Consider the following 24,592-nt stretch of genomic DNA (forward strand, 5'->3'; position numbering starts at 1 on the left):
ACAGTTGTCCCGTTCTATTTCTTAGAACGGGATTTTTTGTCACTTATTTATTCTTATCTTTGTACCGTGATTGAAAAAAGTAAAATAATAGATATCAGGAGTTTGTCTTTGGATCAGATCAAAGATCAACTTACCGCGTTGGGGGAGCAGGGCTTTCGTGCGAAGCAGATTTATGAATGGATTTGGGTGAAATCTTGCGTAGATTTTGATCAGATGAGTAATTTGAGTAAGCCCCTTCGTGAGAAGCTGAAAGCGAATTTTACGATCAATGCAGTTACAGTCAAAGAATCTCAGATCAGCTCAGATAAAACAATTAAAAGTAGTTTTTGGCTCTATGACAACAACATCATTGAAGGGGTGTTAATACCTGCTCCGGAACGAATGACCGCTTGTGTCAGCTCACAGGTGGGCTGTAGCTTAACCTGTAAGTTCTGTGCAACAGGTTATATGGACCGTAAACGGAACCTTAATGCCGATGAGATCTATGATCAAGTCGTTCTTATCAGCAAGCAAGCCGAAGAGCACTATGGGCAGCCACTGACAAATATCGTTTATATGGGGATGGGCGAGCCCTTGTTGAATTATGCCAATATGATGAAGTCTGTTGAGCGCATTACAGCGCCAGATGGATTGAATATGGCCGCCAAGCGGATCACGGTGTCCACAGCGGGTATCGCAAAAATGATTAAGAAATTGGGTGATGATCAGGTACGTTTTAACCTAGCACTTTCTTTGCATGCGGCAAATGACAAAAAACGGAATGAAATTATGCCTATCAATGAGCAGAACTCACTGAAAGCATTGGCAGAAGCACTCAAATATTTTTATGCGAAAACAAAGAGCCCAATTACATTTGAATATATTGTCTTTAACAATTTCAATGATGAGTTGGAGGATGCAAAAGAACTGGCCAAGTTCTGTAAACATGTTCCTTGTAAGGTCAACCTGATTGAATACAATCCTATCGCACTGGCCGATTTCCTGAATGCTGAAGCAGATAAAATCGAGGTATTTGCAAATTATTTAAAAAGCCAAGGTATCATCACGAATGTGAGACGTAGCCGTGGTAAAGATATCGATGCAGCCTGCGGACAATTAGCAATTAAAGATAAGGAAAAAGAGGAATCCGAAGCATAATCTGAAGGATAGTTCCTATCTTTAATAGGGAATTAACCAGATGAAATCCGAATTAAATAAGGTTTTTAGCGATTTTATAGCCATATTTTTTCCAAGGGAATGTGGCTGTTGCGGCTGTGTGCTAAAATATCAGGAAAAGTTTGTCTGTACAGCATGCGATTTCCATTTGCCTTATACTAACTTTCACGAATATTCGGATAATGATACCGCAAGACAGCTCTGGGGGAAAGCTCCTGTGGAAGAGGCCTGTTCATTCTTATTATTGCAAAAGGATAGTCGCGTAGAGCGCCTCATTTATCAGATTAAATACAATAACCAACCTTTTCTTGCAGAATATTTTGGTTATCTATACGGCTTAAAATTAATCAAAATAAAGGCCTATCAGGATATCAATTGTATTGTTCCTGTGCCATTGCACCGTAGCAAATTCCGAAAAAGAGGCTACAACCAATCCACTTACTTCGGAAGAGGGTTGTCCAGAGCAATGGGAATCCCCTTGCGGGAAGATATTTTAGTCAGGAAGAAAGCGACAATGAGCCAAACGGGTAAGGGGCGGATCGACCGGTACGACAATGTAAGTGATATTTTCGATTACAAAGGCACTATGTTGCCGGCTAACGTACATATCCTTGTGGTTGACGATGTATTGACCACGGGAGCAACGGTTGTTTCAGCAGCATTGACACTCTTAGATGCAGTTGATTGCAGGGTATCTGTTGCTACGCTGGCAAGAGCCTAGTTCGAAAGTCTATCCCATAACTTATACCCTTCTCCGTCCGGATAAAGCGAATTTCAATAATTACGGTAACCACTATTACGAGCAGGCCATGCCTTCAATAGTAATGACTAGGTCAAAACGAATTCAACACGTTATTTGCGACGTCGGTTGACATAGTTTAGGAGATAGGCAAATCCTGCCATGCCGATTCCGATGCTGTCTGCAAATAAATCCCACCAGTCACCGCTGCGATACGTAAAAATATAAAGCTGAAGTAACTCTGTCAGTCCTGCAAATAAAAAACCAAGGATGGAAACGACAAAGATTGGAAGCCAACGGGTCGGTTTACCATGGAATTGCTGGATTACACCGTTGTATAGCAATGTACAGAAAACAAAGAACATCCCACAATGGACTAATTTATCCATACCTGGATAGGCGGGAACTGCATCAAAATTATTGCCCGGGAGGGTGCATAAAACAATAACTATTATGGCCCAAATAAAACACCACTTATAGTCTAATAAGATTTTAATCATGGCGATAAATATCCAAAAATTTCCTGATAGAAATAAAAATATTATTTATTTAAAAATTATTTCACTGTAAATCAGTTGTTTAGTTATATTGTTTTGTTTTATATGGTACTATGTATTGCATGGTACCATAAAATACATATATCTTTGTATTGTTATGATAGCTGAAAATACACAAATCCAAATGAGGAAGGGGATACTTGAATATTGTATCCTATCCATAATTTCTCGAGGAGAAATTTATGCCTCCGATATTATCAGCGAACTGAAGAAAGCTCAATTATTGGTTGTGGAAGGAACCTTATATCCGCTTCTAACACGTCTAAAAAACAATGGACTGTTAAGCTATATATGGAAGGAGTCAACTTCAGGTCCGCCTAGAAAATATTATGAAATTACCCAAGAAGGGTTAGAAGTCCTTTCGCGACTAGATGTTACCTGGAATGAGCTCGTGTTTGCTGTAAACACGTCATTGGTGGGTAGAAACAATGATTCAATTAAACCAGTTAAAGATAATAACGATGAATAAGACAATAATTATCAACATAAATAGTATCGTCTTCCATATTGAAGAGGATGCTTATGAGGTGCTTCGCTCCTACATGATTGATATAAAGAAGCACTTTGGACAATCGGAAGATAGTAAGGAGATTTTGGAGGACATCGAAAATCGTATTTCTGAAATGTTTACCGAGAAGATTCAGGCTGGCAGCAAAGAAGTTCTGAATATGGACGATGTTAATGCCGTTATCGAGCAAATGGGGAGCGTCAGCGATTTCGAGTCTGAGGATCAGGATGGTTATGCGTCTTTTCAGCGCCAGCCAAATGCAGATGGTTTTAAAGTAGGGAAGAAGCTGATGCGCGATCCCGATGACAAAGTTTTCAGTGGAGTATGTAGCGGATTGGGGCACTTTTTTGGTATTGAGGCGAAATGGGTACGCTTACTCTTTGCTTTATTTGTTGTGATCGGTGGATCGGGCGTATTGGTCTATGTTATCCTATGGATCGTAATGCCGCTCGCTGTAACCCGTGCAGATAAGATGGAAATGCGTGGTGAAGCACCGAATATTCAGAACTTCAAACGTTCTTTTGATGAAGAAATGAGCGGGGTAAGGGACTCGTTCTCGAGGGGAATGGACCGCACCGGAGATGGTGTTGCTAAATTATTGCAGGTCTTTGTGAAAGTTATCGGCGTATTCTTTGTTATTATCGTCGGGTTAACGCTCATCGGATTGATCATTGGACTTATCTTCTTTGCACTGGCTATTGTGAACGTAATTCCTGACGTCATGGACGATTCTGGTCCTTTCTACCTCATGAATCCGAGCGATGTACCTTTCGCTTTGATCGCGGGTTTCTTGGCCATTTTTATCCCTTTTGCCGGCTTGTTCTATTTGCTTCTCCGTGTTCTCTTCGAGAAAAAACCAATGAACAACTATTTGACAACCACCTTGTTTTTAGTCTGGTTGGCATCGATAGGCGGTATCATCTACTACGCTACATCGGTAGCAAAGGAATTCAAAGAATCTAGTACGATTGTTGAAGAGAAGCCACTGCAAAAACAAGCTGTTTATTACTTAAATGAAAATGATATTCGGGTAATCCGCTTAAAAAATGGCGTAAAAAGCGGTTTGGGGATCAGGAATGAAAACCTTTCGACCTATCTGCGACGTAATATTCGTATCCGTGTCGAACGTATCGACTCCCTACAGGAACCTTATGTACGGTATGAGTATTCGGCTAAAGGAAATTCTTATAAAGTCGCAACGGATAGAGCTGGTAAAATTAACTATGCATTGAGACAAGATAGTACATCATTAACATTTGACAATGCGTTCCAATTGAATGAAGGTGAGCTCTATCGGGATCAAGAAGTCAATATTACGTTGTTTCTCCCAGTAGGTACCAAGTTGATCATTAATGATAATTTGGAAGATAAATTAAGGGATATTTCATTTTACGAATGTCGTGACCGTTATAGTGAAGATCTAAGGGATATAAAAGAAGTCGAATTTGTAGTTACATCACTTGGGTTGAAATGTGCCTTGCCGCCCAAAAAGTCAGATGGCAGTGACGAAACAGCCACTGAGGGGAATGAGGTAGTTGCACATGATACGTCTGTTGTCATCCGTCGGGATACCATTATTAATCTCAAAAAAGATGGTGTTACCATAGAGACAAAAAAGAAATAACATAAACCAAGTCTTCCGCCTGAAGGCGGAAGACAAATTATTACCGCTATAACCAATCGAAAATCAGTACTGACCTTCGTGTTATAAGCCTATTTAATACCATTAAAAGTAAATGCTATTACACCTATTTATAAACGAATGAAAAGATATTTTTACCTCTTACTCTTAAATTTTTTAATTACTTCATTTGCCTATGCGCAAGTGAAAGTTACAGGAAAAGTACATGTGGAAAATAATGTGCCTTTGGCCTCGGCAACTGCTTATCTGATGAAGGCAAAGACGACTGTCATTCTGAAAGCCGTTGTTACTGATGAAAATGGAGAATACCAATTTTCGGATATACAAGCTGGAAGTTATTATGTCGAGGCGAAAATGGTCGGGTATACCACCAATAAGAGCAATGTTTTTGATATCAGCAAATCAGACCACAAGGTCCCGGCGATCCTGCTGAACACGGATACACGAAAATTGCAGGAGGTCGCCGTAGAGGGTAAGCGGCCGATGGTTGAAAGCAAGCCCGGTAAACTGGTTTTAAATGTGGAAAATTCGCCTTTAGCCGCAGGGAATAATGCCTTAGATATTGTACAGCGGGCTCCTGGAGTGAGTTTAGATAACAATAATAACCTACAGTTGATGGGGCAATCTGGTGTATCCGTGACCATCGATGGTCGGCAGACCTATATGTCCGGTGAACAGTTGGTGAATTTTTTGAAGAGTACGGATGGCAATCAGATTAAGTCCGTCGAAGTGATTACTACGCGTGCAGCAAAAGATGACGCTGAGGGAGCAGTGGGTACAATTAATATTGTCCTCAAAAAAAATCGGATGGAAGGTTTTAACGGAACCTTTAACATGACGGCAGGGAGGGGAGAAAAATTCAGAGGGAATAGCTCCTTATCCTTAAACTATAAGAAGAACAATACGACAGTATTTGGATCGTATGCGTATTCGGATGAAAAAAGCCACCGGAAGCTTCTGCTTGATCGTGTTATTCAGAATAAAGGTGAAAAGACCTATTTTAAACAAAGGTCGATATTGGACGAAAAGGAACAGAACCATTCCTATCGCTTCGGTGTTGAGCAAAGGACATCGGCCAGAAACACCTTAACCGTGCAGTTTAATGGATCGAATAATATCGAATACAACGATAACGATAGTAAAACCAATGTAGGAAAGTCTTTTACAACATTGGATTCGCTTTTGATTTCAACATCGCAGTTCAAAGAATTATTTGATCGTTACTCCGCTAATTTAAACAATGAGTTTAGAATTGATTCGAATGGCAGAAAACTTACCCTTGACCTGGATTGGAGTAAATTCAAAAGCAGCAAACGCGTAGGTTATAATAACCAATATTTTGATGGTCAGATGAATGCGATTACGCCCGAAGAGATCCAACGCAGTAGAATGCCTATCGGAATCGATATCTATGTCGCCAAACTGGATTATGAACAACCGCTATCTAAGGTCTCCAAGCTTGAGATGGGGGCTAAATATTCTAACGTTACGTCGGATAACGATTTAACCTTTGAAGACTTTTTGAACAATTCCTGGATTAATAATGAAAAGCGTACGAATCATTTTGTGTATAAGGAGCAGATCGCCGCTGGATATATAGACTATAATAATACCATAGGGAAATGGGGCCTGAAGGTCGGCGCGAGGGGAGAATATACATTTTCTGACGGGAACTCGTTGACCTTAAATAAGCAAGTGAAACGGAATTACTTTAAACTTTTTCCGAATGCAAATCTGACGTATACACTCCATGAGAATCATATCCTTTCCTTAGGTTACGCAAGGAAGATCACGCGTCCTAATTACCGACAGTTGAATCCTTTTGATTATTTTATTGATAAACTAACCTTTGAACGTGGTAATCCTTACCTGAATCCGCAATTTTCCAATGAATTCACCCTAAACTATACCTTGATGCAACGTTATAATGTGACATTGGGTATTAACGACGTGCGGGATGCGATTGTAGAGAGCATGGGGCAAGATTCGGTGCTAAAACAAACGTGGGTTATACGTGAAAATTTAGGTAAAAATTTGACGGCTTATCTGAATCTGAACATCCCGGTTACGGTATCCAAGATTTGGAGCATGAATAACAATATTACAGGCATCCACTTTAACTTTGATGGCATGGTGAGTGGTTATCCGCTGAAAAGGACCTCCTTTCTTTTGCAGGCTACATCGATGCACAATTTAAAACTGGCGAAAAGTCTGTCCGCTAATGTCAATTTGAGGTATTTCTCGCCGTTCAACTATAATGTATACGATATGAAGGCCCGTTGGGATATGGAGGTAGGAGCGACCAAGACATTTAAAGATCAACGTAGTTCGTTGAAGCTGGCGGTGAGCGACTTGTTTAATACAGGGAATCAGAATCTGAAAACCAATTTCGGCGATTTTGACTCCAGTATCAGGCAATACCAAGATCGTCGCGTGGTTCGATTGACCTATTCGTATAAATTCGGAAATTTAAAAAACAACTATCGTAAGAAAGATACAAGTAATGAGGAGAAAGAAAGAGCGCAATAGGCCCTTGAATTTTCTAAAAAAAGCGACACTGCGAGATGATCTAAATCATCCTGCGGTGTCGCTTTTTTTTATAGACAATGCTATTAGAAAATGTATTTGGTACTTAAAAAGTTCGATTCATTTTCACTAACAATGTCATTCAACAATTTCTTGTTTTCATCGGTGAACTTTGCCGCGACCAGGGAGCGTATCGAGAATGAACGCAAAGCATCCACAACGGATAATGTTCCCTCAGCGCTATCTTTTCTTCCGGTGAAAGGGAAGGTATCTGGACCACGTTGACATTGGCAGTTGATATTGACACGACTTACCTGATTGACCAATGGATCGATTAAAGACGACACAACAGCCGCATTGTTACTAAAGATACTGACCTGCTGTCCATGCGAAGAGCCGATCAGGTACTCGATAGGTTCCTCAAGGTCATCAAATGGCACAACAGGGATAACTGGACCAAATTGTTCCTCTCTGTAAAGTTTCATTTGAGAATTGACCGGATAAACGATCGCTGGGTAGAAGAAAGATTCTGCTACTTGTCCGCCATTTTCGTTAATCACCTTTGCACCATACGCTTTTGCATCTTCGATACATTCCGTCAGATAAGCTGGTTTGTTAACCTCTGGAAGAGGTGTCAAAGACACGCCTTTTTCCCAAGGCATACCATACTTTAATTTAGCAACTTCCGCAGAAAGACGTTTTAGGAACTCTTGTGCCAAGCTGCGGTGTACATAGATAATTTTAAGTGCGGTACAGCGTTGGCCATTGAATGAAAGAGAACCCAGTACGGTTTCAGAAACAGCAAGATTTAAATCGGCATCCTTCGTGATGATTGCCGCATTTTTTGCGTCAAGACCAAGAATTGCGCGTAGACGGTTAACTTTAGGATGTAATTTCTTAAGTTCGTCAGCAACACGGCTTGAACCGATCAACGTCAACACATTGATCTTTCCAGACTGCATAAGACTTGGAACGATCTTGTTTCCACGACCATAAATTGTATTGACAACGCCTTTCGGGAAGCTTGTTTTGAAAGCCTCTAATAAAGGGTAATGTAATAATGTACCATGTTTAGGTGGTTTGAACAACATCGTGTTCCCCATGATCAAAGCAGGGATCAACGTTGTGAAGGTTTCATTCAATGGATAGTTGAATGGTCCCATACATAAAACAACTCCTAGTGGAGATCTTCTGATTTGGGCTATAATACCTTGTTCGATCTGAAAACGGGAAGAATCGCGGTCAATATCTTTCAATGCGTCGATCGTTGCGTAGATATACTCTACCGTACGGTCAAACTCCTTAACAGAGTCAGCATAGGATTTGCCAATTTCCCACATAATAAGCTTGACAACAATGTCCTTCTTGGCAATCATCTTTTGTGTGAAATTTTCAACACAAGTAATACGATCGGCAACGCTCATTGTCGGCCATTCTCCACGGCCATTGTCGTATGCTTTTACAGCAGCTTCCAAGGCTTCCATGGACTCTTTTTCAGTACAAACAGGGAAACTACCGATGCGCTTACGTTTCAAGCCGTCCTTAGTCTTTACACAGATAGGTGAAAATACTTCGTTTACTTGACCCGTCCAAGAAATCATTTCTCCATTGGAAAGGAACTCTCTTTGATCGACCTGTTCGTCTAGCGTAAATTCTGCGGGAATGTCTTTCTCCTCGTAGAAGATACCTTCTAAGTTTAAGCTCATTGTTTTTAAAAGTGGTTTAGATTGATATTTATAAAGATATTGCTAATATACTGTAAATATTACAATATTTGTTAATTTTTTATTAAAATAAGTTTAGGTACTAGTGTTTTCATTACAATCCATGCAATTAAATATGCGATTGAACAGAACGAAAAAATAATAAAATATCCCGCTTCTTCTCCCTTGAAACCCATAAAGACAAGTTGAGTCTCTTTGGCATAGTCGAATAGCCAGCCCGAAGTTTTATTGATAATAAAGGCTCCTACACCGCCCGCAAGCCCGCCGATTCCTGTAACAGTGGCAATGGCGCGTTTTGGAAAAGAATCGCCAATAGTGGAAAAAATATTGGCCGACCACGATTGATGTGCCGCACCTGCAAAACCAATTAAAATAACGGGTATCCAATAGGAAATATGCCCCAAGGGTTGTGCAAAGAGTACGACTAATGGGACGAAAGCAAACAGCAACATAGCTTTCATTCGACCTTCATAGGCATTCATTCCCTTTTTCTCCACAAAATACGTCGGCAACCAGCCGCCGTAAATTGACAGCATGGTGATCGCATATAAAACAAATATGGCCAATTGCCCTTCTGTATCAGAAGACTTTATGTCGTAAACGGCTGATAGATAGGCTGGCATCCAGAATAAGAAGAACCACCAGACGCCGTCGGTCATGAATTTTCCGAAGACAAAGGCCCAGGTTTGCTTGTACTTGAGGCATTCTGCTATGGTGGTTTTGGGCTGTTTTGTTAAGGCAGAATGCTCCGTTTGGTGTTCATGGTCATCTTGGTGAATGTAAGCCAATTCAGCCGCATTTACTTTTGGATTCTCGTGCGGTTTTTTATAAAGAAAGATCCAGAAACCCATCCAGACAAACCCAAGGGCTCCTATTATGATGAAAGACATCTCCCAGCCCCAGTGTGCTGCGATGACCGGAATGGTCAATGGAGCAGCCAATGCTCCTATGGTTGCCCCTGAATTGAAAATACTGGTGGACAATGCACGATCTTTCTTTGGAAAATACTCTGCGGTCGCTTTAATGGCAGCTGGGAAATTTCCAGCTTCACCGACAGCCAATACAAACCGGGCGAAAATAAATAAGTTTACACTAACGCTGATGATTAAACCGACATTGTTCACATGAGAAATAGCTTCTTTTGCACCCTCAAATCCAACAAACCACTCGCCAGCGACAATTCCTGAGGTTGCAATACCACAAAAAGCATGTAATATGGCGCCAATGGACCAAATAGCAATCGCCCATAGAAAACCTTTTTTTGTATCCATCCAATCGACAAAACGTCCCGCGAAAAGCATGCTGATGGCGTAAAAAATAGAAAATAAAGCGGTAATATTTCCATAGTCCGTATTTGTCCAGTGGAATTCAGGGCTGATAAAATCTTTCCAGGTTAAGGATAATACCTGGCGATCCAAGTAATTGATTGTGGTAGCAAAAAATAGGAGGGCACAGATTACCCAACGGTAATTACCCTTTTTCTCTGTATTAATCATAATGGGTTTAATTGTTTATTTTTCTTGAACCTATCGCTTCAAATGACGAATAATGAACGCTGTATGCCTTCCTTTTACGATGCTCGTGGAAGGCATACAAGCAATCTTATTGTTTTTAACGTGCTTTTGAGACAAGATCAAGTGCTTTTTGTGTATTTTCGAATAAATTGCTGGTGTCCTTTGGATCAATCAGTTTACTGCCCATACCTACCGCACATACACCTGACCTGAACCATGCTTTTAGATTTTCTATTTCGATGTCTACACCCCCCGTTGGTATAAAGTTCTGACCTTTAAAAAGATCCCGAATAGATGACATAAATGCTGGTCCCAAAATATTTGCAGGGAATAATTTTATCAATGCGGCCTGTTGCTGTTGAGCCGTGTAGATTTCGGTCGGTGTCATGCAGCCCGGAATCCACAACTTATGGTGCTCATGTACAAGCGAGCCAACCAAAGGATTCACTAAGGGTGCCACAATAAAATCAGCACCGGCCTGGAGAAACTGTTGTGCATCGTCCACCGATTTGATGGTGCCAATACCCAAGTAGAGGTCTGGCATCTCAAGGTCCCTCGTTGCAACAAGGCGCTCAAAAACAGCCAACGCCTCGGGGCCACGATTTGTAAATTCAAAAACGCGTACACCCGCTCGGTATAATGTTCGTAGAATATCGATACTTTCTTCCTGATCATGATGGAAGAATAAAGGAAGTGTTCCTTGTTCGATAATTTTATTTAATACAATCTCTTTTAAATTCATGTTGTTAATCTCTTTTTAATATCGTCCACTGTACTTGTTGTTGCATCGCTGGCGATAAATAGTTTATCGAATGCCGCGCTTGTTGCAAATTCTAGCGTCTCCTGCGGCGAAAGGTTGGAATACAATCCATAAATCAGACCCGCCATAAAGCAGTCGCCACTTCCTACTTTATCCAAAATCTCTTCCGCTATATAGGTTGTGGATTTGATCAAACGGTCTTTATCAAATAATGTGCTGTAGTATTCTATCCCTTTGGTATGGTGGTCAAAACGGAAGGTATTGGCGACATACTGGCACATGGGGTTGGAAGCAATGATTTCTCGGCTGGTTCGATCTGCTTGCGCGAGTAACTCTTCTTCGGTGTATCCTGACGTGTTTGTTAAGAATTGTTCGTCAAGCGGCGTGCCCAGCATCTGATGCGCGGCCCATATATTGCCCATAATTAAATTGCAGTACTTGGCAATCCGAGGCATAACCTCTTTCGGTGTTTTACCATATTTCCAAAGCTTCGATCGGTAGTTAAGGTCTAAGGACACAAAAATTCCTTTTTCCTGTGCTTTTTGCACAGCTTCAAGACAGAGGTCTGCAATATCCTGGCTAATTGCTGGGCAAATTGCCGAAAAGTGAAACCATTTCACATCCTTCAAGGCTTTGTCCCAATCAATACTGCCGACTTTGAGGCTTGCAAAAGATGAATTGGCGCGATCGTAGATAACCCCCGCATTTTTAAGATCTTTACCTTTGGGGAGATAGTAAATGCCCAAGCGCTCTCCGCCCCATTGCATCGCCGATGTGTCTATGTTTCTACGTTTCAAATAGACATCTATACCTTCACAAATGGCATTTTGCGGTATCGCAGATAAGTAGGATGATGGCACGTTCCATAGGGCCAAAGCTGTAGCGACATTTAATTCTGCTCCTCCAACGTAGAAAGGCAATTGGTGCTGTTCAATCCAATTGTCTTCAATATCCGGACAGATCCGTAACAGCAATTCCCCAAAGCTTAAAACTTTACCCTGCATGTTCATTTATTAAAATTCAAAATATTCTTTTGCGTTATTGTAGCTGATATCCTGTATGATTTTCCCGACCCATTCGATATCATTTGGTATTTCTCCTTTTTCGATGTCCTGTCCAAAGATGTCACAGACCAATCTTCTGAAGTATTCATGTCTTGGAAAAGAAAGAAAACTTCTGGAATCGGTCAACATGCCTACAAGACGACTTAACAAGCCCATATTCGACAAGGTATTAATCTGTTTTGTCATGCCGTCTTTTTGGTCCAAAAACCACCAAGCTGAACCAAACTGAATTTTTCCTTTGATAGAACCATCATTGAAATTCCCAATCATTGTCGCAATAAGTTCATTGTCGGCTGGATTGAGATTATAGATAATTGTCTTGGTTAGCTTATCTTGGTTATCTAATTTATTCAAAAACTTTGATAATGCACGTCCCTGACTAAAATCCCCAATGGAGTCCCAGCCTGTATCAGGACCGATCAAGCGATGCATGCGGGAGTTATTGTTACGTAAAGCGCCCAAATGGTATTGTTGCACCCAGCCTTTTTCATGATCCCATTCTGCAAAATAGACTAACATGGCCGATTTAAACTTCAGGCTCTCATCAAAAGTTATTTCTTTGCCTGCACGAATTTTATCAAAGATGAATGCGATTTCAGTTTCGGTGTAATCTTCAGCATAGATCTGTTCCAAACCATGATCTGAGACTTTACAGCCGTTGGTCGCAAAGAAGTCGTGCCTTGCTTTCAAGGCCTTGAGGTAGTCGCTTAAACTGCTTATCTGCATATTGCTGACTTCTTCAAGCTTATTGATGTATTGGTTCAATGCAGGCAGGTCATCGCAATTCATTGCTTTATCCGGACGAAATGCCGGAAGCATTTTAAATGATTCACGCTCTTTCGCAAACTGCTGATGAAATTCCAGACTATCGATTGGGTCGTCTGTTGTGCAAACGACTTCAACATGCATCATCTTGAGTAGTCCGCGGACAGAATGACTATCTTGTTGCAGTAAAGCACTGGTATCTGCATAGATCTTGGCCGCGGTTTTTGGAGACAATACATCTGTTATGCCAAAATAGCGTTGTAATTCAAGGTGCGTCCAATGGTGTAGTGGATTACGTAAGGTATAGGGGACAGTTTCTGCCCATTTGATGAATTTTTCTTCATCTGAAGCGTCTCCGGTCACATAATGTTCGTTGACACCGTTGGCACGCATGGCCCTCCATTTGTAATGATCACCATGTAACCAAACCTGACTAATATTATCAAACTTGACATTATTTGCAATCTGTTCCGGGATTAGGTGATTATGGTAATCAATAATCGGCAGATGTTTTGAATAATTATGGTACAGCTCTTCAGCCGTTTTTGTGTTCAATAAAAAGTTGTCGTCTAAAAAAGTTTTCATACAATGTATTGATTTGTAGGTTCATCTGTTTTCTATCCTCTTTTGCTTGTCAAACTTTTTATTGCTGAAGTAATCGGACATAAAAAATGCAAAAAGGGGTGAAAGTACGGTCGCCTGAATTTCCCAAACTGTTTAAATGGTCAATGAAATTACCAATATTCAGGTCATACTTAAAGGAAATTCAATAAAATAAATGCGCAAACGTTATCGGTAGCGTTTAAGGCAATCGGGTTATACCGCATTTTCTACGTTTTCTAAGCACGTTTTCGCTATCGCAGATTGCTTGAAATTTTGAATAAGTCCCGAATAATATGATCTGCTAAAGCGTAATTGTATTGCATATAAAAAGCAATTTCTCTAAGTTTGTTCAACAAATTGCTCAACATGGATATCCAATCACTTTATCAGATTTATAAACAGTATCCGAATATTACAACAGATACACGTAAAATTGAAAAAGATAGTCTATTTTTCGCCTTAAAAGGGGCCAATTTCAATGGGAATACTTTCGCCGAGAAAGCGCTTGAAATGGGTGCTAAATATGTTGTTATTGATGACGAGACCTACCGAAAAGGAGAAGCGTATATTCTTGTTGATAATGTTTTAAAAACATTACAGCAACTAGCGAATTACCACAGACAGCAATTGGATATTCCAGTTATTGGAGTGACGGGAACCAATGGAAAAACCACGACAAAGGAATTGTTGTACGCTGTTGTTTCGCAGAAATACAAGGCCTATGCAACAAAAGGAAATTTGAATAATCATATTGGTGTTCCATTGACATTATTGGCCATAGATAATTCTGTTGAGCTAGCAATCATCGAAATGGGGGCAAATCATTTGGAAGAAATTGCTTTTTTGTGTGGGATTGCCGAACCGACACATGGTTTGATTTCTAACGTTGGCAAAGCACATCTAGAAGGTTTTGGATCTTTTGAAGGAGTAAAGAAAACCAAGGGCGAGCTGTACGATTGGCTGCAGGACCATCAAGGGATATTATTTTTGCAGGCAGATAACCCACATCTTAAAGAGATGGCTTCCGCCCGCAAGATAGCCAACATTGTCACTTATGGTTTTTCTGAAGGTAATGATGTGATTGGAAAGCTTCTTAGGGCAAATCCCCTCTTGCAAATTGAATGGCACAAGAAAGGTACGACCGAATCTCATGTTGTCGATACCCACTTAACAGGATCTTATAATACCGAAAACTTTCTTGCAGCTATTGCAGTAGGTTTGCATTTTGGCGTTTCTTCTGCGTCAATCAATCGGGGTATTGAAGGATATACCCCTACGAACAATCGTTCGCAGGTTATGAAAACTGCCCAAAATACGCTAATCTGCGATTATTATAATGCAAATGCAACAAGCATGGCTGCTGCATTGGATAATATTCGGATTATTGAAGCGGATAAGAAGGCTATTGTATTGGGTGATATGTTTGAATTGGGGACAGAATCATTTGAAGAACATAAAAAAATTGTCGAGAACGTAAGAGCTATTCCTGCAGATCGCAAAATTTTTGTAGGAAAAGAATTTTTCGCACATCGGTATGAGGGTGGAGCGTTTTATGAAACTACTGCCGAAGCAAAACAGGCAATCAGCGAAAATCCTATTGTGGACAGCACGGTCTTATTGAAAGCGTCAAGGGGTATGGCCTTTGAAAATCTGGTCGAACTACTGTAGCCTTTTTAGCTTTATGCTATGCACAACGAGGGGATAAGTTCGGGGTGCGAACATATGGCGACCATGGTGCTCCCGCATTGAATGTACTTAAAAAGGTGGACTCAACGTGGACTCACTGTGGACTTACCGTGGTTGCGGGACGAAGTTGATAGGATGTTGCGGAAACCTTCGCTCCACTGAATCCCGAACGACTCGCCCAGTAGCGTCGAGCGAAAAGAAGTGCAAAACAAACAGTTTTGTCATGTAAGGATTAAATAATGAGGAAAATGAGCAAATTCGTTCTACGGAGAAATGATGCTCATTTGGAAAAACGTACCTTTGTTGCTTATAATGGATAAAAGACGTTTTTTTTTAGAAATAGCCTATTTTGGACAGGCTTATCATGGTTGGCAAATTCAGAACAATGCAATTTCCGTGCAGGAAGTGCTGAATAAGGCGCTTGAAACCCTGTTGCGGGAACCCATTGAAACAACTGGAGCTGGCCGTACAGATACAGGTGTTCATGCCAAGCAATTGTATGCACATTTCGATGCAGCCCCTGTGGGTATTCTACAAAAAGCTGATCGTTTTATTCATTCGCTCAATGCACTATTGCCCTTTGATGTGGCCGTGAAGCGCCTGATCGAAGTGGAACCCGAAGCACATGCTCGCTTCGATGCGACGCAAAGATCCTATGAATACCACCTTCATTTTTATAAAGATCCTTTTATCTATCCCTATTCATGTTTTATGCGCGATCGTCCGGATGTTGAAAAGATGAATAAAGCTGCACAATTTTTATTGGGTAAACAAGATTTCGAATGCTTTAGTAAGTCTCATACGCAGGTGTTTACAAATATTTGCGATATTCGTAGAGCCGAGTGGGTATGGCATACCGAACAACATTTGGTCTTTCATATTACCGCTGATCGCTTTTTGCGCAATATGGTCCGTGCTATTGTGGGTACATCGTTGGAAATAGGCATAAAAGGTAAACCTGTTTCATTTATGCAAGAGGTTATCCAAAGCAAAAACCGGGGGAAGGCAGGTGTTTCCGTGCCGGCACATGGGTTGTATTTAACAGAAGTAGCATATCCTTATATATAGAATTTAACGTGAGTCAAGATAAAATAACTGGTAAAACCTACGATATCAATTTGGTGAAACGCATGAGTCGCTATATGCGTCCATATCATATGGCATTTTGGATATCGGTCGTCCTAACGATATTGCTGGCTGCAGTAGCCCCCGCTTTACCTATGCTAATCCAGCATACGCTGGATAACTATATCCTAAACTTCGATACCAATGGATTGTCCCTCATGCTGATTGCAATGTTGGCATTGGTCATCCTGCAGACTTTGATCCGTTATTACCATACCTTAATGACAAATACTCTGGGGCAGTCGGTTATCCGTGATATTCGGATTCAGGTATTTAACCACATTGTTCAACTCAGGCTGAAGTATTTTGATCGCACAGCACTGGGAAAATTAATTACCCGTACCATCTCTGATTTGGAGACTCTTTCCAATATTTTTTCTGAAGGTTTGATTCAGATTATCGGTGATTTATTACAGTTGGTCGTTATTCTGGTTGTGATGTTTTACTCCGATTGGAAGCTGACATTGATTGTTTTAATTCCGATGCCTTTGATGGTGGCAGCGACTTACGTATTTAAAGAGGCGATGAAGTCTGCCTTTATCGATGTGCGGAAATGGGTTTCTAACTTAAATACCTTTTTGCAGGAACACATTACGGGCGTCGGTATTATCCAATATTTTGCGCGTGAAAAGCAGGAAATGGATAAATTTAAGGAAATTAATGCGCAACATCGTAATGCCCATATTCGGACCAATTGGTATTTCTCCATCTTTTTCCCTGTTTTGGAAATTATCATGGCCATTGCTTTGGGATTGTTGGTCTGGTTCGGTTCCAAACAAATTATGGGTGATGTGATCTCTCCGGGTGTAGTGGTGGCCTTTATCATGTATATCAATATGATCTTTAGGCCCATTCGGGAGCTTATTGACAAATTCAATACGCTTCAAATGGGCATGGTTAGCGCTGAACGGATCTTTGAAGTGTTGGATACCGATGAAAAGACCCCAAATTTGGGTACATTGAAACCTGCACACATCAAAGGTGAGATTGCGTTTCGCGATGTTTGGTTCGCCTATAATGAGGAAAACTGGGTCCTAAAGGATGTTAACTTTAACGTTAATCCGGGTGAGACGCTGGCTTTAGTTGGGGCTACTGGTGCTGGAAAATCTTCTACCATCAATATTCTAAGCCGTTTTTATGAAATCAATAAAGGTGAAATTCTGTTGGACGGCCGTAATATCCGCGATTATGATCTCGATTATCTGAGAAATACCATTGCGACGGTATTGCAGGATGTATTCCTCTTCTCGGATAGCGTCATCAATAACATCACATTAGGTGATCCAGCGATATCTAGAGAACAGGTCATTGAAGCCGCAAAAGAAGTGGGGGCGCATGATTTTATTATGCGACTACCTGGGGGCTATGATTATGATGTGAAAGAGCGGGGTGCAACCTTATCCGCGGGGCAGGCCCAATTGATTTCTTTTATCCGGGCCTTGGTACACGATCCCCGGATTCTAATTTTAGACGAGGCGACATCTTCAGTAGATACCGAAACGGAAGAAATGATCCAGCATGCAATCGATAACCTCATGAAAGGAAGAACATCGATTGTTATTGCCCACCGCTTGTCCACCATTCAGAAGGCGGACAAGATTATTGTGTTGGATAAAGGCGAAATCAAGGAAATTGGAACGCATCAGGAATTGCTATCTTTTGATGGGTATTATAAAAAACTATACGACTTGCAATTTCATTCCGCGGGGATTTAATTAAGCGATTATACTCTCTTTGGGGATCGTTTCTTCATCTTCGATCCGTGTATTTGCTTTAATCTCTGAACCTCGCCCTACGAGAACGTTTGCTCCGATTGAGACATTTGGTCCGATGTTGACAAAATCTTCAATAATGGTATTGCTTTCGATAACAGCAGAACCGGCGATAACGCAATGGTTGCCTATCTGTACATCGGGGGCGATGGAAGCGCCGGGGAGGATAATGGTGCCTTCACCAATCTCCGCTCGTTTTGATACGTAGGCTTTGGGATGGATGAGGGTCTGGTAATTCCAGTCTGCATTTTCCGATACAATCCGTTGGCGAAGGCCTGGGTTCTTGACTGCAATAAAGAAATCTTCCTCCGTGCCTTTTACTTGATGGTGAAGTTGAACCTCATAATCGAATACATCTTCAATGAGCAATGATTTGTCAATAAGACCACCAATTTCAATCGCTAAATCTTCTGCTACATCTACCGCAGTTTTAGCGTGAGCAGTTGCACCGTATATATATAACATGGTATTTTTTTTTTCGCAAAGATAAAACTTTCTAAAATGAAGCCCTTTGGTATCGTGTAAAAAAATGCAACAAAATATAGGGTTTAATTGTTTTGCTGTTTAATGAGCTGTAAGGTTGATTGTTTTTTCGATCGCAATTATATTGCATATAAAAATCAATTTATCTAAGTTTGTTGGTATACAAAAATTAAACTATGATTCAACGTATCCAAACTGTTTATTTGCTGATAGCAGGATTAGTCATATTCGGCTTGTTTCTATTTCCCTATGTTAATTATAGCGATTTAGTTGGTTTAGGAAAGAATGTGAAGGTGACCGGTGTGTATAGTGTCGCTGCGGGTCAGCCGGTACACGAGGGGGGATTTGGTTATATTCTCCAGACTGTGGCCACCGTATTATTAGGCGGGCTTCCCCTGTTCACGATATTTAAATTTAAACAGCGTAAAGTTCAACTTTTGCTTATTTGGGTAGAGGTTGTCGCAATTATCTTATTTGCAGTGTGGCTATATTCTTCTGCAAGTACTCATCTCGCTACGGTGAACCAATTTTTGGGTGCTGGGAATATCGGCGTAGGATTCTTTTTGTTGCCTATCTCGATTATTTTCTGTGCGTTAGCCATGGGAGGTGTACGTAAAGATGAAAAGTTGATCCGGTCTGCCGATCGATTGAGGGCATAATTTTGAAAGAATAATCCAATAATAGTTAAAGCCACGAAGACCGTGGCTTTTTTAAATATAATATGATATGAACGTTTTTTTTAGATATGTTGTTGTCTTAATGCTCTTCCTTGTCGGTGGGTTTGTAAAGGCGCAGTCGGCAGATTCATTGTTGGTTGTTGATGATATTCAATTCGATGTAAAGGAATTTCACGTAGATGAGCCTAAGCATGAATTGGTGATCAATTTGTTTGCTATATCGTATAGTAAGAATCCTCGGGAATATAAAATGAACACCTTTTCCACGCAAGTGTTGGATCAGAAGAAACAGCCCCATTTCTTTTCCACGATTCAGATGGGAAATGTATTGGTTAAATTTGAAGATAAGCAGAATTATCTGCACTATTTGCTAGAAGAAGATAAGCCTGTGGATATACAGGTCGTTGTAAAGGATTGGAAGAAAACGGATAAACCGGTTATGGTTAAACTGGTCTTTGAGAGCAGTACAGAAGAGGGGGAGTTTTTGGAGGTTCCTATTTCATTAAAGAAATAATTGATTTTGTCTCTTGACAAAAAAAGCTTCGAAGTTATAACTTCGAAGCTTTTTTTGATTATTCAATATTATCGATTGTATCTGATCTGCTGTTTGTCCATCATGCCCATCTGGTCTTTCATCATTTTGATCTGATCAGCTAACAACTTATTTTTATCTGCTTTTTTAGCTTCTTGAAGAAGTTTTTCGGCTTCACGTTTATTGCGCTTCGCCATGGCTACACCGGCTAGGCTCAATTTTGCTAAGGCGATGTTATGGTCCATATGTAGACCCAATGCCAATGCTTTCTTAAAATATTTTTCAGATTGCATAGGTGCACGTTGTGATTCGATCAGTCCGATCAGCATGTTGTAGTAACCATGCTGTTGTGGGATCAATTGCTTTTCGTAGTTGGTGATTTTACCTAGCCATTTTTCAGCTGCGGCCATATTTTGTTTACGCATATGCCATTGCGCAATCAGCATATATTCATGGAAAAATACAGTAACAAAACCCAAGATCGTGACCAAGATCCCTAAAATTCCCCATCCCCAATTTCCGGTCCAGAATAAGGCAACTGTTCCGATAAGCAATGCACTGCAAATAATGATTCTAACGAGATTTGACATAAATCTTTGTTTAAAATATTTGTATTCAATTTAATTCTGCAAATATCCGTTAATTTCACCGTTTAAGCAACTCGTTCAGGTTGTTATTTTGTAAAAATGTGTTTTTCTAGAAAATGGTAGCTTTTATGTTAATCGATGTGTTCTGATAATCTTGCTTTGGTACAACGCCGAATAGGTGGGCAGCCGGATAAATTTGCCTTTATATGCAACTTTGTCTATGTTTGAATTATGGAAAAGCAATACGATGATTCTTGGGCTCCTGTGTTAAGGCCTTTGTTCGCTCAGCCCTACATGAAACAGTTATCTACTTTTGTGCAAGCAGAGCGTCAGAAAACGAAAGTGTTTCCACCGGCAGATCTGGTGATGAATGCTTTTAAGCTGACGCCATTGGATCAGGTGAAAGTGGTTATTTTAGGGCAGGATCCTTACCACAATGACGGGCAGGCACATGGGCTGTCTTTTTCAGTTCCGGCAGGGATTGCCTTGCCCCCATCTTTAAAAAATATTTTTAAGGAATTGCAAGATGATATCCCTGGTTTTGTTGCGCCGCATGCTGGCGATTTGACTTCTTGGGCCAAGCAGGGGGTATTATTGTTAAATGCGACCTTGACAGTTCAGGCGCATTTGGCTGGTTCTCATCAAAAGAAAGGCTGGGAGATTTTTACAGACAGTATTATTCATGCCATTTCGGAGCGTTGTGAACATGTGGTGTTTTTGTTGTGGGGAAGTTATGCCCAAAAGAAAAGTGTGCTCATTGATGCGAAGAAGCATCTTATTCTAACGGCGGTTCATCCCTCACCGTTGTCTGTCTATCGTGGTTTTTTTGGTAGTAAGCATTTTTCACGCGCAAACCAGTATTTGACGGCACATGGTAAAACCCCAATTGATTGGCGCCTGATTTAAGTTGTGGCTTGGGTTAAATTTTGCGAAGCGTTTGCTGTCCAATAGCTAAAGTAGATAAACATCATTGCCGGTGATTCGCGCATGGCGCAAATGCGTCCAAGAGCGAGATTCCGGTAATGATATTTTTGATTGGGCTTAATTCCCTCGCTTAATATTCTAAAGGAATAATGGGTTCTTTTTTGCTGGTCGACATAATCATCATGGTTTGGAATGTCTTTACAAAAGGTATTTTGGATATTTTTTCCATGATGACGCCTTCATAAGCTTTGATATCTTTTACGTAAACCTTGAGGATGAAATCACAATTGCCTGTAACGTGATGGCATTCGGTTACTTCAGGTATCATTTTGACTGCAGCTACAAATTCAGGAATAGCGTTGTGGGTATGGAAATCGAGTGAGATCTGTATGAACGACTTGATCCCAAGCCCCAGTTTCTCCTCGTCCACAAAGGCATGGTAACTTTTGATGAAGCCTGAGTTTTCCAGTTTTCGCACACGCTCTAAGGTTGGCGCGGGGGACAGTCCGATGCTAGATGCGAGTTGCAAATTAGTTATACGACCATTCTCTTGTAATAGTTTAAGAATTTTTAAATCTGTTTTATCCGGTGCAAAGGGCATATCTTAAGTCTTAATAATCAATAGTATTTGTAAATATACAAAATTATATTTGGAAATTTAAAAATATACAAAATTATTGGTGATAAATAGATTTTAGTTATATCGTGTTTTTATAATTATAATTTTAATCGATTCAAAATCATTTGACTGTCATAATCGATTGAAATGTGCTCATTTTAATGAAATGGAGTGATAAATGTCATTTTTTTATTAAAAATGCCTTCGTAAGGTGCTATTAAATGCTGTTTTATTGGCTTTGAAATTGTAACTTTGCAGTTCGATAGGTGCGGAGGTGAAGCCCTCCCAAATTAGTTAAACCGTGAGAGCGCAATATGAGTACTAAAGACGACGATTTGTTAAAAGAGCTAGAGCTCGAAGAATATAAATACGGGTTCACGACAGATATCGAAATGGAAATTGCAGCCAAAGGCCTTACTGAGGATACGGTTCGTTTTATTTCGGCAAAAAAGAATGAACCTGAATGGCTATTGGAATGGAGGTTAAAAGCTTTCCGTCATTTCTTGACGTTAAGAATGCCTACTTGGCAGAATTTCAAAGCTCCCGAGATTGATTTTCAAGAGATTTCCTACTATGCAGCCCCGAAAGCAAAACCGCAGCTTAATTCGATGGATGAGGTTGACCCTGAGTTGATTTCCACTTTCGAAAAGTTGGGAATTCCTTTGGATGAGCAAAAAATATTGGCGGGAGTTGTGGCTGTAGATGCTGTCTTCGATTCGGTATCTGTAAAAACAACGTTTCGTGAGAAATTAAAAGAGCAAGGAGTTATTTTCTGTTCATTTGGTGAGGCCGTGCAAGAGCATCCTGACCTGGTGAAAAAATATTTGGGTACAGTGGTTCCGCAGACAGATAACATTTATGCAGCATTAAATTCTGCAGTGTTTTCGGATGGATCCTTTGTTTACGTTCCAAAAGGCGTTAGATGTCCAATGGAATTGTCTACCTATTTCCGTATCAATGCACAGAATACTGGGCAATTCGAACGCACGTTGATCATTGCGGATGAGGGGGCTTATGTTTCTTATTTGGAGGGATGTACTGCACCTATGCGTGATGAAAACCAGCTGCATGCGGCAGTGGTTGAATTGATTGCCGAACGTGATGCTGATATTAAATATTCTACCGTTCAAAACTGGTACCCTGGTGATAAAGAAGGAAAAGGTGGTATTTATAACTTTGTAACCAAGCGTGGAATCTGTAAGGGCGATAACAGTAAAATCTCCTGGACACAGGTAGAAACCGGTTCTGCAATTACATGGAAATACCCGGGTGTGATTTTAAAGGGTGATAACTCTATTGGTGAGTTTTACTCTGTAGCCATGACGCGTAATCATCAGGTAGCTGATACAGGAACGAAGATGGTTCATTTGGGTAAAAACACAAAATCTAAAATTATTTCTAAAGGTATCTCCGCCGGTAAGAGCCACAACAGTTATAGAGGTTTAGTGAAAATCGGTCCAAATGCCGACAACTCGCGTAACTTTACACAATGTGACTCCTTATTGATCGGTGATAAATGTGGGGCACATACATTCCCTTACATCGAAAATAGAAATAAGACGGCCAAATTAGAGCATGAGGCGACTACTTCCAAAATCGGTGAGGACCAGGTATTCTATTTGAATCAACGGGGTATCGATTCTGAGAAAGCTGTTGGTTTAATTGTCAACGGGTATGCAAAAGAAGTATTAAATCAATTGCCGATGGAGTTTGCTGTAGAGGCTCAAAAATTATTGGCAATTTCATTAGAAGGTTCAGTAGGATAGATAAAAAATCATTGGGAATGTAGTTTAAGTCGCTACATTATACCATACTCAATACGAATAAAATGTTAAGCATTAAAAATTTACATGCGTCTGTAGAAGACAAACAAATATTAAAAGGGTTAAACCTAGAAGTAAAAGCTGGCGAAGTTCATGCGATTATGGGACCAAATGGTGCTGGTAAAAGTACATTAGGGAATGTATTAGCAGGACGTGAATCCTATGAGGTAAGTGAAGGTTCCGCACTATTGGACGGTGTGGATTTATTGGATCTTTCCCCTGAAGACCGTGCGCGTGAAGGGCTGTTTTTGGCTTTTCAATATCCTGTTGAGATTCCGGGCGTATCGAATATCAATTTCTTGAAAACGGCTGTAAATGATATTCGTGAGTACAAAGGTCTTCCGCCAATGGAAGCGAAGGAATTTTTACAAATGGTAAAAGACAAGCAAAAATTGGTTGAGTTTTCAGCTAATTTGGCTAACCGCTCTTTAAATGAAGGATTCTCCGGTGGTGAGAAAAAGCGTAACGAAATTTTTCAATTGGCGATGTTGAACCCGAAATTATCTATTTTGGATGAGACAGATTCTGGTTTGGATATCGATGCACTTCGTATCGTTGCAAATGGTGTGAATCAATTGCGCTCTAAAGACAATGCTTTTATTGTTATTACACACTACCAACGTTTGTTGGATTATATCGTTCCAGATTTTGTTCACGTATTGTATAATGGCCGTATCGTGAAATCGGGACCTAAAGAATTAGCTTTGGAGCTCGAAGAAAAAGGATACGATTGGTTAAAAGAATATGATACACAAAACGCCTAATCTTTTACCTGAGTAAATAGTATTAGAGGAGAATTTTGGCGAT

22 protein-coding genes are annotated in these 24,592 nt (G+C 40.4%); 13 read left to right on the forward strand and 9 right to left on the reverse strand.

The annotated features are described in order from the left end of the window. Window positions 1–36: 36 nt before the first annotated feature. Window positions 37–1,137: a 23S rRNA (adenine(2503)-C(2))-methyltransferase RlmN gene (gene rlmN, locus B2O97_RS12455; RefSeq protein WP_376746079.1), complete on the forward strand. Its 1,101-nt coding sequence runs from the start codon at window positions 37–39 to the stop codon at window positions 1,135–1,137. A gap of 40 nt (window positions 1,138–1,177) precedes the next feature. Further along, a complete protein-coding gene (locus tag B2O97_RS12460; protein ID WP_115046362.1) occupies window positions 1,178–1,876 on the forward strand; it encodes a ComF family protein in 699 nt (232 codons plus the stop codon). A gap of 131 nt (window positions 1,877–2,007) precedes the next feature. Here B2O97_RS12460 and B2O97_RS12465 read toward each other — a convergent pair whose 3' ends face one another. After that, window positions 2,008–2,394, reverse strand: a complete 387-nt coding sequence (locus B2O97_RS12465) for a VanZ family protein (RefSeq protein ID WP_083295776.1) — start codon at window positions 2,392–2,394, stop codon at window positions 2,008–2,010. A gap of 154 nt (window positions 2,395–2,548) precedes the next feature. Between B2O97_RS12465 and B2O97_RS12470 the strand changes: the two genes are divergently transcribed. The 3 genes from B2O97_RS12470 (at window position 2,549) to B2O97_RS12480 (ending at window position 7,130) form a co-directional block, all read left to right on the forward strand. Beyond that, the gene (locus tag B2O97_RS12470) at window positions 2,549–2,920 is read left to right on the forward strand and encodes a PadR family transcriptional regulator (protein WP_286767496.1); all 372 of its coding nucleotides are present in this window, start codon (window positions 2,549–2,551) and stop codon (window positions 2,918–2,920) included. After that, window positions 2,913–4,583, forward strand: a complete 1,671-nt coding sequence (locus tag B2O97_RS12475; RefSeq protein WP_286767497.1) for a PspC domain-containing protein — start codon at window positions 2,913–2,915, stop codon at window positions 4,581–4,583. Before B2O97_RS12470 ends, B2O97_RS12475 begins: the two co-directional genes overlap by 8 nt. 138 nt (window positions 4,584–4,721) lie before the next feature. Further along, a complete protein-coding gene (locus B2O97_RS12480; RefSeq protein WP_070561483.1) occupies window positions 4,722–7,130 on the forward strand; it encodes a TonB-dependent receptor domain-containing protein in 2,409 nt (802 codons plus the stop codon). 83 nt (window positions 7,131–7,213) lie between these two features. On the opposite strand, the gene B2O97_RS12485 is transcribed toward B2O97_RS12480, so the two are convergent. The 5 genes from B2O97_RS12485 to uxaC form a co-directional block, all read right to left on the reverse strand. Next, entirely contained in the window at window positions 7,214–8,833 is a 1,620-nt protein-coding gene (locus B2O97_RS12485) for an NADP-dependent glyceraldehyde-3-phosphate dehydrogenase (protein ID WP_204990872.1), read from the reverse strand. Between the two features lie 71 nt (window positions 8,834–8,904). After that, window positions 8,905–10,347: an MFS transporter gene (locus B2O97_RS12490; RefSeq protein ID WP_376745389.1), complete on the reverse strand. Its 1,443-nt coding sequence runs from the start codon at window positions 10,345–10,347 to the stop codon at window positions 8,905–8,907. Window positions 10,348–10,462: 115 nt separating this feature from the next. Continuing rightward, entirely contained in the window at window positions 10,463–11,107 is a 645-nt protein-coding gene (locus tag B2O97_RS12495; protein ID WP_070561479.1) for a bifunctional 4-hydroxy-2-oxoglutarate aldolase/2-dehydro-3-deoxy-phosphogluconate aldolase, read from the reverse strand. After that, the gene (locus tag B2O97_RS12500; RefSeq protein WP_236586150.1) at window positions 11,104–12,129 is read right to left on the reverse strand and encodes a sugar kinase; all 1,026 of its coding nucleotides are present in this window, start codon (window positions 12,127–12,129) and stop codon (window positions 11,104–11,106) included. Before B2O97_RS12500 ends, B2O97_RS12495 begins: the two co-directional genes overlap by 4 nt. A 9-nt stretch (window positions 12,130–12,138) precedes the next feature. Beyond that, a complete protein-coding gene (gene uxaC, locus B2O97_RS12505) occupies window positions 12,139–13,539 on the reverse strand; it encodes a glucuronate isomerase (protein WP_070561475.1) in 1,401 nt (466 codons plus the stop codon). A gap of 384 nt (window positions 13,540–13,923) precedes the next feature. On the opposite strand from uxaC, the gene B2O97_RS12510 reads away from it, so the two are divergent. The 3 genes from B2O97_RS12510 (at window position 13,924) to B2O97_RS12520 (ending at window position 18,083) form a co-directional block, all read left to right on the forward strand. Continuing rightward, the gene (locus B2O97_RS12510; RefSeq protein WP_070561473.1) at window positions 13,924–15,225 is read left to right on the forward strand and encodes a UDP-N-acetylmuramoyl-tripeptide--D-alanyl-D-alanine ligase; all 1,302 of its coding nucleotides are present in this window, start codon (window positions 13,924–13,926) and stop codon (window positions 15,223–15,225) included. Window positions 15,226–15,555: 330 nt separating this feature from the next. After that, a complete protein-coding gene (gene truA, locus B2O97_RS12515; protein ID WP_083295775.1) occupies window positions 15,556–16,311 on the forward strand; it encodes a tRNA pseudouridine(38-40) synthase TruA in 756 nt (251 codons plus the stop codon). Between the two features lie 8 nt (window positions 16,312–16,319). Then, window positions 16,320–18,083 carry an ABC transporter ATP-binding protein gene (locus tag B2O97_RS12520; RefSeq protein ID WP_070561471.1) on the forward strand — a complete coding sequence of 588 codons (1,764 nt, stop codon included), beginning with the start codon at window positions 16,320–16,322 and terminating at the stop codon, window positions 18,081–18,083. Here B2O97_RS12520 and B2O97_RS12525 read toward each other — a convergent pair whose 3' ends face one another. Next, window positions 18,084–18,605 carry a hypothetical protein gene (locus B2O97_RS12525; RefSeq protein ID WP_070561469.1) on the reverse strand — a complete coding sequence of 174 codons (522 nt, stop codon included), beginning with the start codon at window positions 18,603–18,605 and terminating at the stop codon, window positions 18,084–18,086. A gap of 194 nt (window positions 18,606–18,799) precedes the next feature. On the opposite strand from B2O97_RS12525, the gene B2O97_RS12530 reads away from it, so the two are divergent. Together B2O97_RS12530 and B2O97_RS12535 are read left to right on the forward strand one after the other, a co-directional pair. Further along, complete coding sequence (locus B2O97_RS12530; protein ID WP_070561467.1) at window positions 18,800–19,282, forward strand: DUF4293 domain-containing protein; 483 nt, start codon at window positions 18,800–18,802, stop codon at window positions 19,280–19,282. A gap of 67 nt (window positions 19,283–19,349) precedes the next feature. Continuing rightward, the gene (locus tag B2O97_RS12535) at window positions 19,350–19,814 is read left to right on the forward strand and encodes a hypothetical protein (RefSeq protein WP_070561465.1); all 465 of its coding nucleotides are present in this window, start codon (window positions 19,350–19,352) and stop codon (window positions 19,812–19,814) included. Window positions 19,815–19,882: 68 nt separating this feature from the next. On the opposite strand, the gene B2O97_RS12540 is transcribed toward B2O97_RS12535, so the two are convergent. Then, window positions 19,883–20,422 (reverse strand): hypothetical protein, encoded by a 540-nt coding sequence (locus B2O97_RS12540; RefSeq protein ID WP_070561463.1) that lies wholly within the window; start codon window positions 20,420–20,422, stop codon window positions 19,883–19,885. Window positions 20,423–20,650: 228 nt separating this feature from the next. Here B2O97_RS12540 and ung point away from each other — a divergent pair, with 228 nt between their 5' ends. Beyond that, entirely contained in the window at window positions 20,651–21,325 is a 675-nt protein-coding gene (gene ung / locus B2O97_RS12545) for a uracil-DNA glycosylase (RefSeq protein ID WP_070561461.1), read from the forward strand. Window positions 21,326–21,473: 148 nt separating this feature from the next. Here ung and B2O97_RS12550 read toward each other — a convergent pair whose 3' ends face one another. Beyond that, complete coding sequence (locus B2O97_RS12550; protein ID WP_046673117.1) at window positions 21,474–21,944, reverse strand: Lrp/AsnC family transcriptional regulator; 471 nt, start codon at window positions 21,942–21,944, stop codon at window positions 21,474–21,476. Between the two features lie 332 nt (window positions 21,945–22,276). Here B2O97_RS12550 and sufB point away from each other — a divergent pair, with 332 nt between their 5' ends. Next, window positions 22,277–23,728, forward strand: coding sequence for a Fe-S cluster assembly protein SufB (sufB, locus tag B2O97_RS12555; RefSeq protein ID WP_046673118.1), 1,452 nt, complete (start codon window positions 22,277–22,279; stop codon window positions 23,726–23,728). A 62-nt stretch (window positions 23,729–23,790) separates the two neighbouring features. Beyond that, window positions 23,791–24,549: a Fe-S cluster assembly ATPase SufC gene (sufC, locus tag B2O97_RS12560; protein WP_046673119.1), complete on the forward strand. Its 759-nt coding sequence runs from the start codon at window positions 23,791–23,793 to the stop codon at window positions 24,547–24,549. Window positions 24,550–24,592: the final 43 nt, after the last annotated feature.

This window comes from Sphingobacterium sp. UBA865 (assembly GCF_002295765.1).
Classification (GTDB): domain Bacteria; phylum Bacteroidota; class Bacteroidia; order Sphingobacteriales; family Sphingobacteriaceae; genus Sphingobacterium; species Sphingobacterium multivorum.

What these genes read in the sequence shown, in the direction of transcription:
- B2O97_RS12460 (WP_115046362.1), top strand. Translation starts at nt 1,178, where the DNA reads ATGAAATCCGAATTAAATAAGGTTTTTAGCGATTTTATAGCCATATTT.
- B2O97_RS12465 (WP_083295776.1), bottom strand. Translation starts at nt 2,394, where the DNA reads ATGATTAAAATCTTATTAGACTATAAGTGGTGTTTTATTTGGGCCATA.
- B2O97_RS12470 (WP_286767496.1), top strand. Translation starts at nt 2,549, where the DNA reads ATGATAGCTGAAAATACACAAATCCAAATGAGGAAGGGGATACTTGAA.
- B2O97_RS12475 (WP_286767497.1), top strand. Translation starts at nt 2,913, where the DNA reads ATGAATAAGACAATAATTATCAACATAAATAGTATCGTCTTCCATATT.
- B2O97_RS12480 (WP_070561483.1), top strand. Translation starts at nt 4,722, where the DNA reads ATGAAAAGATATTTTTACCTCTTACTCTTAAATTTTTTAATTACTTCA.
- B2O97_RS12485 (WP_204990872.1), bottom strand. Translation starts at nt 8,833, where the DNA reads ATGAGCTTAAACTTAGAAGGTATCTTCTACGAGGAGAAAGACATTCCC.
- B2O97_RS12490 (WP_376745389.1), bottom strand. Translation starts at nt 10,347, where the DNA reads ATGATTAATACAGAGAAAAAGGGTAATTACCGTTGGGTAATCTGTGCC.
- B2O97_RS12495 (WP_070561479.1), bottom strand. Translation starts at nt 11,107, where the DNA reads ATGAATTTAAAAGAGATTGTATTAAATAAAATTATCGAACAAGGAACA.
- B2O97_RS12500 (WP_236586150.1), bottom strand. Translation starts at nt 12,129, where the DNA reads ATGCAGGGTAAAGTTTTAAGCTTTGGGGAATTGCTGTTACGGATCTGT.
- uxaC (WP_070561475.1), bottom strand. Translation starts at nt 13,539, where the DNA reads ATGAAAACTTTTTTAGACGACAACTTTTTATTGAACACAAAAACGGCT.
- B2O97_RS12510 (WP_070561473.1), top strand. Translation starts at nt 13,924, where the DNA reads ATGGATATCCAATCACTTTATCAGATTTATAAACAGTATCCGAATATT.
- truA (WP_083295775.1), top strand. Translation starts at nt 15,556, where the DNA reads ATGGATAAAAGACGTTTTTTTTTAGAAATAGCCTATTTTGGACAGGCT.
- B2O97_RS12525 (WP_070561469.1), bottom strand. Translation starts at nt 18,605, where the DNA reads ATGTTATATATATACGGTGCAACTGCTCACGCTAAAACTGCGGTAGAT.
- B2O97_RS12530 (WP_070561467.1), top strand. Translation starts at nt 18,800, where the DNA reads ATGATTCAACGTATCCAAACTGTTTATTTGCTGATAGCAGGATTAGTC.
- B2O97_RS12535 (WP_070561465.1), top strand. Translation starts at nt 19,350, where the DNA reads ATGAACGTTTTTTTTAGATATGTTGTTGTCTTAATGCTCTTCCTTGTC.
- B2O97_RS12540 (WP_070561463.1), bottom strand. Translation starts at nt 20,422, where the DNA reads ATGTCAAATCTCGTTAGAATCATTATTTGCAGTGCATTGCTTATCGGA.
- ung (WP_070561461.1), top strand. Translation starts at nt 20,651, where the DNA reads ATGGAAAAGCAATACGATGATTCTTGGGCTCCTGTGTTAAGGCCTTTG.
- B2O97_RS12550 (WP_046673117.1), bottom strand. Translation starts at nt 21,944, where the DNA reads ATGCCCTTTGCACCGGATAAAACAGATTTAAAAATTCTTAAACTATTA.
- sufB (WP_046673118.1), top strand. Translation starts at nt 22,277, where the DNA reads ATGAGTACTAAAGACGACGATTTGTTAAAAGAGCTAGAGCTCGAAGAA.
- sufC (WP_046673119.1), top strand. Translation starts at nt 23,791, where the DNA reads ATGTTAAGCATTAAAAATTTACATGCGTCTGTAGAAGACAAACAAATA.